The following is a 12945-nucleotide window of genomic DNA, read 5'->3' as shown; positions in this document are numbered from 1 at the left end:
CTATTTACTACCGGTTGTTATTTCCATTTTAGCCCCTTCAACAACATCTTTATGATTGATAAAGAAAGAATTTACGGGTTTACCGTCGATGCGGATTTCTTGTATAAAATTGCCTTTGTTTTTTGAATGCCTCACGATCTCGAAGGTTTTGCCGGGATAAAAGCGGTTGTCGAGCGCTATGGTCACTTTGTCGAACACCGGCGTGGTAATGGTGTAATCCATATTGCCGGGGCTCACGGGATAAATGCCCATCATGCCATACACCACCCATGCGCTCATGGTGCCACAGTCGTCGTTACCGGGCAGGCCGTCGGGCGAGTTTTTAAAGTAGGTATCTATCAAACGACGGGTCTCTTTTTGGGCGCGCCACTCTTCCCCTTTCACGTAGTTAAACAAAAAAGGATAGTGCATATCGGGCTCGTTGGCCATATCGAACAAACCATCGTCGAAAATATATTGTAGCTTTTGGGTAAACTTTTTACCGCCGCCATTCAGTTTTATCAAACCCTTAACATCGTGGGGCACACCAAAGGTATATTGCCATGCCGTTCCTTCGTGGAAGCCGTGTACAGGCTCAAAATCTTTTCCTTGCAGGGGGTCGAAGGATTTGAGGAAAGTGCCGTCCGGATGTTTTGGGCGCAGCATTTTAAATTCTTTCTTGTCGTAATAGTTTACGTATTGTTTCGATTGTTTATCGAAACGCTTGTAGTCGTCTGTTTTGCCTAATGCTTTGGCAAACTGTCCCAGGTTCCAGTCGGCCAGGTAATATTCCAGGGCAATGGAAACGGAACGGTCGTAATCTTCAGTAAAGGGCACATAGCCGTGCTCCAGGTAAAAATCATTCCCCAAGCGTATCTTGTTGTCCTTTTCGGGGGTGGTGGCCGATTTTATCATGCCCTCGTAGGCTGCATCCACATCAAAATCGGTGAGCCCTCTTAAATAAGTATCCACGATGACCGGGAAAGAAGGGTCGCCGTTCATGGTAAAGGTTTCCTTACTGTTGAGCTCCCATTTGGGCAGCCATCCCCCCTCTTTGTACATATCTACCATGGAGCGCACCATATCCAATTGTTTATCGGGATATACCAAGCTCATCAGGGGATGGAAATTACGGTAAGTATCCCAAAGCGAGAATATGGTATAACGGTTCCGATCCGTAACTTCGCCCGTTCCATAGGATTCCATCAATGGATATTGCCCGTTTACATCGTTGATAATGTTGGGATGTATGTGCATGTGGTATAAAGCGGAATAGAATACCGTTTTTTGGTCGTTGGTACCGCCTTCTACCTTAATTTTAGATAGCGTAGATTCCCATTGTTGGTGGGCATTGGCACGGGTAGCCTCAAAGTCAAACTCGGTGGATTCAAACTCAAGGTTCTGTCGGGCATTGTCGATGCTCACGTACGAAACACCTACCTGAACGGCTACCGATTCGTTTTGCTTGGTGTCGAACGAAAAGTACGCTCCAATGCTATCTCCGGCCACGGGATGTAGGAAGCCCTCGTAATATTTGAATTTATCGGCTGTTGATGACCAGGCTTCTTCTGCTTGCATGGCAGGCATCTTTTTAAATGCACCAAAGGATTTTGCCGGCTGACTGAAGCGGGCCACAAAATAAACGGGGCGTTCCGAATTACCCTCGTAACAAAAGTTACCCGTCATCCTAAAACCTTCCACCTCGGTGCTGTTCACAATTTTTATGCTGGCGCCCATCTCGTTGGTGAGACTGTTCCCAAGGTCGATGAGGATATTGGATTGCCCCTCGGGGAAAGTAAATTTGCTTAAACCAGTGCGTTGTGTTGCGGTTACTTCGGCTTTTATACCATATTTGTCCAGTTGGCAGCTGTAATAGCCCGGTTCGGCCTGCTGCTCCGACATCAACGAACCGTACTTTTTAATCCGTGCATCTACCTTGCCCGTGGTGGGCATCACCATAATAACCCCCAGATCGGGGCAGCCTACACCACTCAGGTTAACATGCGAAAAGCCGGTGAGAAAGCTGTTGTCGTAGGAATAGGGGGTGGACCACCACATGGCATCTTTATCCCATTTGTTTTTATCGGATCCTGTAACGTTAAAAGGAACTACCGATACCATGCCTTGCGGCACGATGGCACCCGGGTTGGTAGTGCCAAAATTAGTTGTACCGATAAACGGGTTTACATATTGGGTGTAATTCTGGGAATAGGTTGATCCCCATAACACCAAAGCTAAAAATGTAAGAAATATGTTTTTCATAGTGTTGTAAATTAATATTAAGTACAAATTATCAAGCATCAAGATAAAAACATAAAACATATGTCGATAGATAGGGCGTAACGGATTAATATATACTACTTCGTCTATCCAATAAAAAAAGCTCCCTATCTTCTCCGCATTACGGGTTCTACCTTAAGTTAAGATTATTTTTATGATTTTAATTTAGGATTATTTCATCCAGGTACATCAAGCCCTTATGCCCTGTGGCGGCGTGCCATGATGGGATAGGTCCGAATTCACTGGCTGTTACTTTTAAATAGCGTGTTTTTATATGATTAAGATTAAAAATCGGACGTTCCAAAAAAGTTTCTTCTAATTCCGCTTGTGAATAGCTGAACGATTTGTGCGCGATTTCTTTAAAGTTTTTGTTGTCGTTGGAAGCAGATACGGAGATTGCCGAGGGGGGAAATATCCATACCCCGGTATTGGATAGGAAACCGAGGCTCAGGTTTTTGAGCCTTATTTCCTGACCAAAATCGATAACGGCCACCATATCTCTTCCATTAAAGCCTACCCACCTGCCATCGTTAAATTTTTCTGATCCTATTTTCTGATTCATCAAGGGGCTGTCTTTTGTTGGGATGTGTTGACCAGCTTTATTTTCCAAGGTGAGTATAGGATATCCTTGTGCCAATTCTTCAAAGCGCCTTCCCGCATAATAGGTGCGATCGTAAACAAAGCTGGGCTTCATCCCATCGGCATATGCAATGGCTTTGAGGTTGGATGTTTTGTGCATCGTGATACCACCCTTGTATTTTTTGCTTTTTTTGTCGGGCGTTGAGCCGTCGAGCGTATAATAGATATCGGCATCGGGCGTATTGCTGTGCAACCTGACCTTGCGGCTTCCTTCAAACATCTCGCTGTTATCTTTGTCAAAAGGCTTTAGTGTTATTTGTGGCAAAGCACTACTGCCCTTAGGAACCGAGACTGAGGAAACCGGCATATCCTCAGGTTCTGATGCCCATTTTTTATTGGGTTCACCGCCCATCTCAAAAACCATTTCGCCGCCTTGCATAATTTGTTGGTGCGCGATAAACGACTTGGTGTAGGGCTCACCATTTAAAGTTACAGACTGGATATAAATATTTTCCTTGGGATTGTTTTTGGCTCTTATCGTAAACTGTTTCCCATTTTCGAGTTGAATGGCAGCGCTCGAAAATAGGGGAGCGGTAATGATATATTGCATGTCGCCGGGACAAACCGGATAAAACCCCAGGGCACCAAAAATATACCAGGCCGACATTTGGCCCAAATCATCGTTATTCACCAATCCATCAGGTGTATCCTGATAAAAATCGTCCATCACTTTACGCACATAACTTTGGGTTTTCCATGGTTGACCTGCATAATTGTACAGATAAGGCATGTGGTGACCGGGCTCATCGCCATGTCCATATTTTCCAATAAAGCCCGAAATGTCAACATGGGTATCGCCTGCAATGTGGCTTGTGTCGGTAAAAATTCCATCGAGCCAGGTAGCCAATTCTTCTCTACCGCCAATGAGACTCATCAAGCCTTCCACATCGTGTGGCACAAAGGCGGAATATGCCCAGATATTACCCGAAACATAGTTGCCAATTAAATCGCTCCACACCGTCAGGTCCATCTCGCGCCATTCGCCGGTGGTATATTTCGAATGAAGGAATTGTGTTTGCGGATTAAACAGATTCCTATATCCCAGGCTTCGTTCTATAAATAGTTGGGCATCCGCTGTGCGCCCCAATTTTTTGGCCAGCATGGCGATGCACCAGTCGTAATAGTTTTGCTCGGTGGTTTTGGATACGGCACAGTTTAACTCGGCGGGCACAAAACCCAGCTGAATATATTCCTCCATCCCGTTTTTATCGTAGTTGGGGCTATGCTTTTCGGTTGACATGGCAGCAGCTCTTACGGCCTCATAAACCTGATTAGCATCAATACCTTTTATATCTTTTAAAGCAGCATCAACCAACGGCGATACGGCGTTATAACCTATCATGCACACGTTGTCGTGCCCCAGGCATTCCCAAACCGGTAACCCCACCTTGGCATCGGAATGGCGACTGGCCAGTGAATTGACAAATTCTGCGGTCTTTTCCTGGTCGATCATAGTAAACAGTGGATTGAGCGCCCTAAAGGTGTCCCAGGTAGAGAAATTGGAATATTGCGGAATTTCTGAAGTCAGCACTTTTCCTTCCACCACATATTTGCCATTTACATCTGAAATTAAATTAGGGGAGATAAAAGAATGGTACATAGCGGTGTAAAAAATACGCTTGTCGGATGTTGATTTTCCGTCCACCTTGATCTTATTTAGTTTTTCGCTCCACTTTGAACGAGCCATCGTATGCACCTCAGTAAAAGATAGTCCGGCGCCTTCGGCATCAAAATTGGATTTGGCACCTCGGTGACTTACAAACGAAAGAGCCACCTGCACCTGAAGTGCTTCGTTTGATTTTAGTTGAACCTGCACAAAGGCCTTGGTGTTTTTACCCTTCAGTGTTTCTGCACCGGGACTTACCGTATTATCCTTAGCTAAGCCAAATTTTATAATTGGCTTGGAAAACCTGGCATAAAAAAACACGGTCCGTTCGCCACCTTCGCCATCGCTTTTTTTATAGCCTCGCATCTCGGTATCCGAAATGTACTCAATACCCGTATCCAGTACCCGCTCCATGATATGATGTGTGGGATCGATGATTACATTTAGGGTACCTGCCTGAGCCGGGGTATATTTATGGAAACCTACCCGCTCGGTAGCTGTTAGCTCCACATTGACATCATAATCCTTCAGCACCACTGAATAATACCCGGGCGATGCCTCCTCCTGATTGTGCGAGAAACGTGATCGGTATCCCATTTCGGGGTTTTCTTCCGTTCCGGCTTCCAGCTTTACTTCGCCCGTGGTGGGCATAAACAGGATGTCGCCTAAGCCGGCCAGTCCGGCACCGCTGAGGTGCGTGTGGGCAAAGCCTTTTAATATGCTGTCGGAATAATGGTAACCCGAGCACCAGTTCCAGGCCTTAAAATCGTTGGACGGACTTAGCTGTACCATGCCAAAAGGAACAGTAGCACCCGGAAAGGTATGCCCCAGACCATCAGTGCCAATCATGGGATCCGCATAATCGTATGGTGATTTCGACCCGCTGTAACAAGCCGACAGCAGGGAGGCAAGAATCAGGAAAAGCGCTATGTTTTTTAATCTCATTTTTTGGTTGCTGTTAGTGTGGGATAATAAAGGTATACCTTACTTGAGCGAGCTCCGGGTGTACTGCACATTCATAGTAGCATATTTTTACTCCCTACTCATGGAATAAGGTGCGGCCTCTTTAGTATTTCCTCTGTTTTTATTGGGCTTGTTGGTCATGTCAATGCTCATCTTTCCTCCGCTTTGTAATTCGGTATGGGTAAAAAAGTTGCGTTCGATGGGCTTGCCGTTGAGCTGGATGCTGTTAATATACACATTATCCGCATTGTTGTTATCCGCTTCAATCACCAACTCCTTACCGTTCTCGAACTGCATGGTCACTTTATTAAACAAAGGCGAGCCGATGACATACTCATCCGTGCCGGGACACACGGGATAAAAACCCAGGGAGCTGAACACGTACCAGGCCGATGTTTGGCCATTGTCCTCATCGCCACAATAGCCGTCGGGGTTTGGTGTATATAATCTGGTGAGTACTTCGCGAACACGGGATTGCGTTTTCCAGGGCTGCCCCGCATAATTGTAAAGGTACAACATGTGTTGGATAGGTTGATTACCGTGCGCATAGTTGCCCATATTTACAATTTGCATTTCCCTTATTTCGTGAATGGTAAATCCATAGTAGGAGTTGTCGAAAATAGGCGGAAGTTCAAATACGGTATCCAACCTGCTCACAAAAGCTTTGTCGCCACCCATCAGGTTTATCAAGCCTTCCACATCCTGAAATACGCTCCAGGTATAATGTATGCTGTTGCCCTCGGTAAAGGCATCGCCCCATTTAAAGGGGTTGAAGGGCGACTGGAAGCTGCCGTCCTCATTTTTACCGCGCATCCAGTTTGTTTCCTTGTCGAACACATTTTTATAGTTTTGTGCCCTGGCCTTAAACAGGTCTATCTCCTCTTGCGGACGACCCAATTTTTCGGCCAGTTTCCACACGCAATAATCGGCGTAGGCATATTCCAGCGTGCGGGCTGTATTTTCGTGTATGCCCACATCGTAGGGTATATAACCCAATTTGTTGTAATAATCGCTGCCGTATCTGCCTACGCTTTTAATTTCGGGATGTACGCCACCGCTATTTTTAATCATGGCTTCGTATAATTTCTCAATATCGTAGCCATCAATTCCTTTTAGGTAGGCATCTGCTATCAGTGAAGCGGAGTTGGAACCAATCATACAGTCGCGATGGCCGGGGCTCGCCCATTCGGGCAACCATCCACTCTCGTTGTAGGTATTCACCAAACCTTCCATTATCTGGGCATTAAGTTCGGGATACATCAAAGTAAAGAAGGGGAACACTGCCCTGAAAGTATCCCAAAAGCCATTGTCGGTATACATGTAGCCGGGCAATACCTTGCCATTGTAGGGGCTGTAATGTACTATTTCGTTATTATCGTTTATTTCGTGAAATGTGCGCGGAAAAAGTAATACCCGGTATAAAGTGGAATAAAAAGTACGTATGTGGTCAATATCCTTTCCTTCTACTCTTATCTTGCCCAGTTCATCGTTCCATATCTTTTTACCTTCTGCTTTTACGCTTTCAAACGATTTATCTCCAATTTCTCTGGTTAAGTTCAGTTGTGCCTGCTCGGGGCTGATAAAGGAAGAAGCCACTTTTACATTGACCACCTCACCCTTAAGGGTTTTAAAACCCACTACGGCACCGGCATGGTCAGACTCGCTGCTTAGTTTATTTTTATGCAGTGTGCTGTCGGTGAAGGTGTGCACTATTTCAAAGTCTTTGTCGAACTCGGCTACAAAGTAGTTATGGAAATTATCAGGGACACCGCCGTGGTTATTGCGGCAGTAGCCGATTATCTTACGTTCTTCGGGAATTACTTTTACCATAGAACCACCCTTGAAACCATCTAATAATATATAGGATTGATCGTTTTGCGGGAAAGTAATTTTAAATGATGCTGCTCTCTCAGTTGGTGTTATTTCTACTTTGGTATCATAATCGGCTAGATACACACTGTAATAATGGGGCTTTACCTCTTCTGCTTTATGCGAAAACCACGAAGCCCTTTTTTCTTCATTAATCTCCAGGTCGCCCGTTATAGCCATCAGTGCAAAAGCGGCATAATCGTTTATCCAGGGACTGGGCTGGTGCGTCTGCTTGAAGCCCTGAATTTTATAATCGTCGTACTTGTAGGTCCAGCCGTCGCCAAAGTTAGCTGTCATAGGGGTCCAAAAATTCATTCCCCAGGGGCGCGCAATAGCAGGGTAAGTATTGCCGTTGGATAAAGAAAATTCGGAATCTGTGCCCATCAGGGGGTTAACATACGATGTGTAATCATATGAAGTAATACAGTTGTTTGTTACCTTTTCTTGGTTGCAAGCAGTGAAAGCTATAAGCATCACTATAAATAATAATTGAAAGCTTTTCATTACAATATTAAATATTAGTTGTTTTTAAGCGATATTCGTTCACAGTATTTACTACTCATGTGCTAGGGTTTTGTAAGCATTTATGATTCAGTAAAAACTGTGCTAAGGGGCTGTGTTTAATACGGTTCAAAAATAGTACAAAAGCCCATATGTCGCAATAATATATGTTGTTCCTAAACCTATATTTGTTATGCTATTCCGTTGTGATAAATTGTAATTAAAAGCGGTGTTAATACCATAATTAAGATGGTTTTTATTATTATTGCAGAGATTAAGAATGAATATTGTAAGGTATTACCAATAATTTGCTGTCCTAATGTCGGCAAGCAGAGGGTTTTTAATGTTGATAGATTTGTCATTAGCCACTGTTTATTCCGACCTGCGAAAAGAATCGATTAAATTACTGAAGGAAAAAATGATTTAAATTTGATAAGCCCGTAATGTTATGAAGCCTAAAGAAAAAGTCCGTATAAATTTGCCTTCTTTTTTAATTCAGCCTAATGATGTTTTTCATATTGTACGAAGAACTATTACTGCCGACGAAAATCTAGATTATCACGACCATGATTACGCTGAGATATTTTGGATTAAGGAAGGTTCAGGTATTCATGTTATAAATGGTGAAGAGCACCCAATAGAAAAAGGTGCACTATGCCTAGTTCGTCCTCACGATACCCATACTTTTATCGCCAACGGTAATAGTACCGGGCTGGTGGTGAGTAATATAGCTTTTTATTTAGAAAGCCTTAACCTATTTAAGGAAAGATATTTCCCTGATTCAGACACTTTTTTCTGGACCACGGAAAAAATGCCATTCATGGTTAAGCTGAATGCCGATCAATTAAACGAAATTTCCGCGATAACGGATTACATGCTTACAAAAAAGCGTGATTATATTCATTTAGATCTTATGGTGTTGCAAATTTTCAGGATGCTCACGGATTCTTTTAGCGACAAGTCTAATGACGTACCACATTGGCTGGTATTAGCCATGGATCAGTTTAACTCGCCTAAATTGTTCAGGGAGGGGATAGCCGGATTTGTAGCGCTTACCAATAGAACTACGGATCATGTTAATAAAACAATTAGGCAATGTCTAAACCAGACACTCACCGATACGGTTACCAAAATTAAGATGAATTATGCGGCCCAACGACTCAGTATGACCAACGTTCCAATAAAAACCATCTGCTATAACTGTGGCTATAATGCCATAGGTCATTTTTATAAAACCTTTAAAAAATACAATGGGATGACACCTAACGAGTACAGAGCCATAAACCATAAAGTGTTTTAGGTGGTTTGAAACCATGGCACAGTATGCGCAGACGTATAATAGGAGCGAATATTTTAGGGCTAAAAGTTTGCAGCCTCTGATAAAATAATTAATTTTGCGCCCGCATTTATTAATTAATTGAAAATAACTATGTTGAATCATTATGAAGCCGTTTTCATTTTGACTCCCGTTTTGTCTGATGTACAGATGAAGGAAGCGGTTGAAAAATTCCGATCTGTTATTACAGAGAACGGAGGTGAAATGGTAAGCGAAGAAAATTGGGGGCTGCGCAAGCTGGCGTATCCTATCCAAAAAAAATCTACTGGTTTTTATAACTTGTTCGATTTTAAAGTACAACCCGATGCGATAGCCAAGCTTGAGATAGCTTTTCGTCGTGATGAGCGCGTCATTCGTTTCTTGACATTTAAAATGGACAAGCACTTTGAAGCGTACAGTGAGAAGAGAAGAAGAACTATTAAAGAAAAAAAGGAGAAATAGGCCATGGCACAAAATCAAAGTGAAATCAGATATTTAACTCCTCCGTCGGTTGAGATCAAAAAGAAAAAGTATTGTCGCTTTAAGAAAAACAAGATTAAATTTGTTGATTACAAGGATCCTGAATTTCTTAAAAAGTTTTTGAACGAGCAAGGAAAAATTCTTCCCCGTCGTTTAACAGGTACTTCTTTAAAGTATCAACGAAAAGTGGCAACTGCTGTTAAAAGGGCACGGCACATTGCTTTGTTGCCTTATGTTACTGACTTGATGAAATAAAAAAGGAGGACAAAAAATGGATGTAATATTAAAAGACGATGTGGCCAATATTGGGCACAAAAATGATGTGGTCAGGGTAAAGAATGGCTACGGCAGAAATTATCTGCTTCCGAAAGGGCTTGCAATTTTAGCTACTCCTTCTGCTATGAAAGTTCATGAGGAAAACATGCGCCAGCGAGCTCATAAAGAAGAAAAGATCAAGAACAACGCACTTGAAATGGCAACAAAAATGGAAGGCTTAACGCTTACGGTAGGTGCCAAAACAAGTACAACCGGTAAAATATTCGGTTCTGTAAATACTATACAAATTGCAGAAGCACTCGAAAAAGCAGGTTATAGCGTTGAACGCAAGCACATCTCGATCAAAGAGGATCAGGTGAAAGAAATTGGTAGTTACGTGGCCACAGTGAAGCTTCACCGCGAAGTAAAGGTGGAGGTTAACTTTGACGTAGTTGCCGAATAATATAGTATAAATTTATACAAGATACATTTTCAAACAAACAGCTTAAAGCCGTTTTGCTACCTGCAAAACGGCTTTTTGTGTATATATGCTTAGGTGTTTTACTCCTTGTACTGTAAAGCCCCCATAGCCAACGGATCGCCAAAAGCGACTATAGCAAATGGTTTTGTTATGATTACATATTTAAATTCCTCACTACATTAAAATTACGGTCCAGCAAAAGCAAATCGGCATCCTTCCCAGGTTCTATGCTTCCTTTTTTATCGCTGATGCCCAAAAGGCGGCTGGGGTTGTAGGAGGCAAAGCGGATGCCTTCGTGCAATGGAGCCCCGGTGAGTTTCAGGAACCGTTTTAATACATCATTTATCAATAGCTGGGATCCCATTAATACGTTGCCATCCTTGTAGCGTACCCCGTGCTTTCCGGATATTACGGTACGCCCGAAATAGTCATGTTCACCGGGTTCAAGTCCGGCAGAGATTACGGCATCGGAGATTAGTATCAGCTTGTCATGATTTAAGTGCTTGTAGCACATTTGGAGGATCTCATTATTTACATGCACGCCATCGCCGTTAAGTTCAAAAAATATATTACGGTCTATAAAAGGCAGCATGGCCAATCCGTTTGTTTTGTGCGATATGCCCGACATGGCATTGAACAGGTGTGTGATGTTAATGTTGTGTCCTTGCGTTTGATATACATCTGCTATTGTGGCGTTGGAATGGCCAAAGCAAGGCACAATGTTGTTTTGCAGCAAATGATGGAACACCTGATGGTTGCCTTGCATTTCGGGAGCTATGGTCATTAACTTTAGCAAACCCCGTGTTTCCGCAATAATTTGCTTTAGTACGTCAAGGTTGGGTTTATGGATGGTATCGGCTATAATGCCTCCTTTCTTGTTTATGTTCACAAAAGGACCTTCTATATAGATGCCCGGAATGTATTTTTGCAAGGCGGGAGAATTGGCAAGTATGTTGCAGAAGCGCTTTACTATCGCCCGGTCGCAGATAAAGGTTGGTACAAAGGTATTGATACCTCGTTTCTTCAGAAACTCTATCGCTTCATATACATCTGCTTCCTCCACTGTATCAAAACCATAATGGCTGCACCCATGGATGTGCAGCTCAACAAGCGAAGGCGTAACGTAGGCTCCCTGGGCATCAACTGTTTCAATATCCGAATAGTGATCATCATCGGTAGTGATGTCCACAATTGTTTTATCCTTAACAATCAGGCTGTGATTTTGCAGAATAGCGTCTTGTAGTACGATCTGTCCGTTGGCAATTTTATAGTTGTTCATAAAAAATAAAAACAAATTATAGTTAAAATAAAGTAAAGCCCATTGCTTTTAAATAAATTTGCGAACAATTTTCAATATAATCCCTTTACATTTCTAATGGTCATTCTATATTATTGTTCAAATTATCCGAGCAAATAAAATTACAGATAAACTTTTTAAGTCTAAATAGAACCAATGAAACAAATGAGTTATTTTAGCTTGATAGTAAGCTTATTTCTTTTGACAGCGTGTCAGAACCAAAAAGGTGGGCAGCGACAAGAGCAACGTGCCATGCCATATCCGGTTGTTCAGGTGCCCCAAAAAACGGTTACCGGTTATACTTCTTTTCCGGTAAGCATCGAAGGCACCATAAACAGTGCGGTACGGGCAAAAGTGAGTGGTTATATCACATCGGTTTTGGTAGATGAAGGACAACGGGTTAAAAAAGGACAAACACTTTTTGAGATTGAAACACAGGCTTTATCGCAGGATGCCGGTGCAGCCAAAGCAAATATGAATGTGGCTCAGGTAGAAGTAGAGAAGTTAAGGCCTTTAGTCGAAAAAAATATCATCAGTAAAGTGCAACTGTCTACAGCCGAAGCCAAACTGGCACAAGCTAAAGCCAGCTATAACAGTATTGTTGCTAACATAGCTTATGCAACCATTAAAAGTCCGGTAAATGGATATGTTGGATCTATTCCTTACAGGCAGGGTACATTGGTTAGTCCGGCAGATCCAATGCCATTGACCACCGTTTCGGTAACTGATGAGGTGTACGCATTTTTTGCAATGAATGAAAGTGATTATTTGGATTTTATCCAAAATACAGAAGGCAGTACGCTAAGCGAAAAAATTAATAACTTTCCTCCGGTAGCTCTTGAGCTAGTCAATGGGTCGGTGTACGAAAAGGAGGGCAAGATTGAAACGGTGACCGGACAAGTAAATCCTTCTACGGGTACGGTAAGTTTTAGAGCTACCTTCCCCAATCCCAGTCGTCTTTTGGCCAATGGGAGCAGCGGTAAGATACGTATTCCTATAAGGTACGAAAATGCGGTGGTAGTGCCCGAATCGGCCACTTTTGAACAACAGGGGAGAGTGTATGTGTATAAGCTGCAAGGCGATACCTTGGCAGTTTCTGCTACAGTTAAAGTGAAAGACAGAGTGGGTAGCCTGGCCGTTATAACATCAGGGATTAAAGCGGGAGATATGATTGTGGCCAAGGGGGTGGGTAAAATCCGTAATAATACGCCCATCGTGCCTCAGCCTATGCCTTTCGATAGTATAGCCAACTCATTAAATGTGGTTTTTAAATAATTAAT

General features: G+C 42.9%; 9 protein-coding genes. 5 read left to right on the top strand and 4 right to left on the bottom strand.

The features are described 5' to 3' along the window. From FN809_RS09035 to FN809_RS09025, 3 genes are all read right to left on the bottom strand, one after another. Complete coding sequence (locus FN809_RS09035; RefSeq protein WP_142533197.1) at positions 1 to 2241, bottom strand: GH92 family glycosyl hydrolase; 2241 nt, start codon at positions 2239 to 2241, stop codon at positions 1 to 3. Between the two features lie 178 nt (positions 2242 to 2419). Beyond that, the gene (locus FN809_RS09030; protein WP_142533196.1) at positions 2420 to 5449 is read right to left on the bottom strand and encodes a GH92 family glycosyl hydrolase; all 3030 of its coding nucleotides are present in this window, start codon (positions 5447 to 5449) and stop codon (positions 2420 to 2422) included. Positions 5450 to 5536: 87 nt separating this feature from the next. Then, a complete protein-coding gene (locus FN809_RS09025) occupies positions 5537 to 7840 on the bottom strand; it encodes a GH92 family glycosyl hydrolase (RefSeq protein ID WP_142533195.1) in 2304 nt (767 codons plus the stop codon). A gap of 445 nt (positions 7841 to 8285) precedes the next feature. Here FN809_RS09025 and FN809_RS09020 point away from each other — a divergent pair, with 445 nt between their 5' ends. The 4 genes from FN809_RS09020 (at position 8286) to rplI (ending at position 10350) form a co-directional block, all read left to right on the top strand. Then, the gene (locus FN809_RS09020) at positions 8286 to 9137 is read left to right on the top strand and encodes an AraC family transcriptional regulator (protein ID WP_142533194.1); all 852 of its coding nucleotides are present in this window, start codon (positions 8286 to 8288) and stop codon (positions 9135 to 9137) included. A gap of 129 nt (positions 9138 to 9266) precedes the next feature. Next, positions 9267 to 9614: a 30S ribosomal protein S6 gene (rpsF, locus tag FN809_RS09015; protein ID WP_221929393.1), complete on the top strand. Its 348-nt coding sequence runs from the start codon at positions 9267 to 9269 to the stop codon at positions 9612 to 9614. A 3-nt stretch (positions 9615 to 9617) separates the two neighbouring features. Beyond that, positions 9618 to 9887 (top strand): 30S ribosomal protein S18, encoded by a 270-nt coding sequence (gene rpsR / locus FN809_RS09010; RefSeq protein WP_142533193.1) that lies wholly within the window; start codon positions 9618 to 9620, stop codon positions 9885 to 9887. Positions 9888 to 9903: 16 nt separating this feature from the next. After that, the gene (gene rplI / locus FN809_RS09005; protein WP_142533192.1) at positions 9904 to 10350 is read left to right on the top strand and encodes a 50S ribosomal protein L9; all 447 of its coding nucleotides are present in this window, start codon (positions 9904 to 9906) and stop codon (positions 10348 to 10350) included. Positions 10351 to 10522: 172 nt separating this feature from the next. Here rplI and nagA read toward each other — a convergent pair whose 3' ends face one another. Further along, positions 10523 to 11647 carry an N-acetylglucosamine-6-phosphate deacetylase gene (nagA, locus tag FN809_RS09000; RefSeq protein ID WP_142533191.1) on the bottom strand — a complete coding sequence of 375 codons (1125 nt, stop codon included), beginning with the start codon at positions 11645 to 11647 and terminating at the stop codon, positions 10523 to 10525. Between the two features lie 174 nt (positions 11648 to 11821). Between nagA and FN809_RS08995 the strand changes: the two genes are divergently transcribed. After that, on the top strand, positions 11822 to 12940 hold the full coding sequence (locus FN809_RS08995) for an efflux RND transporter periplasmic adaptor subunit (protein WP_142533190.1): 1119 nt from the start codon (positions 11822 to 11824) through the stop codon (positions 12938 to 12940). Positions 12941 to 12945: the final 5 nt, after the last annotated feature.

The organism is Saccharicrinis carchari, from assembly GCF_900182605.1.
Classification (GTDB): domain Bacteria; phylum Bacteroidota; class Bacteroidia; order Bacteroidales; family Marinilabiliaceae; genus Saccharicrinis; species Saccharicrinis carchari.
Note: the sequence above shows the minus strand (reverse complement) of the source record. Positions and strands in the feature narration are given on the sequence as shown.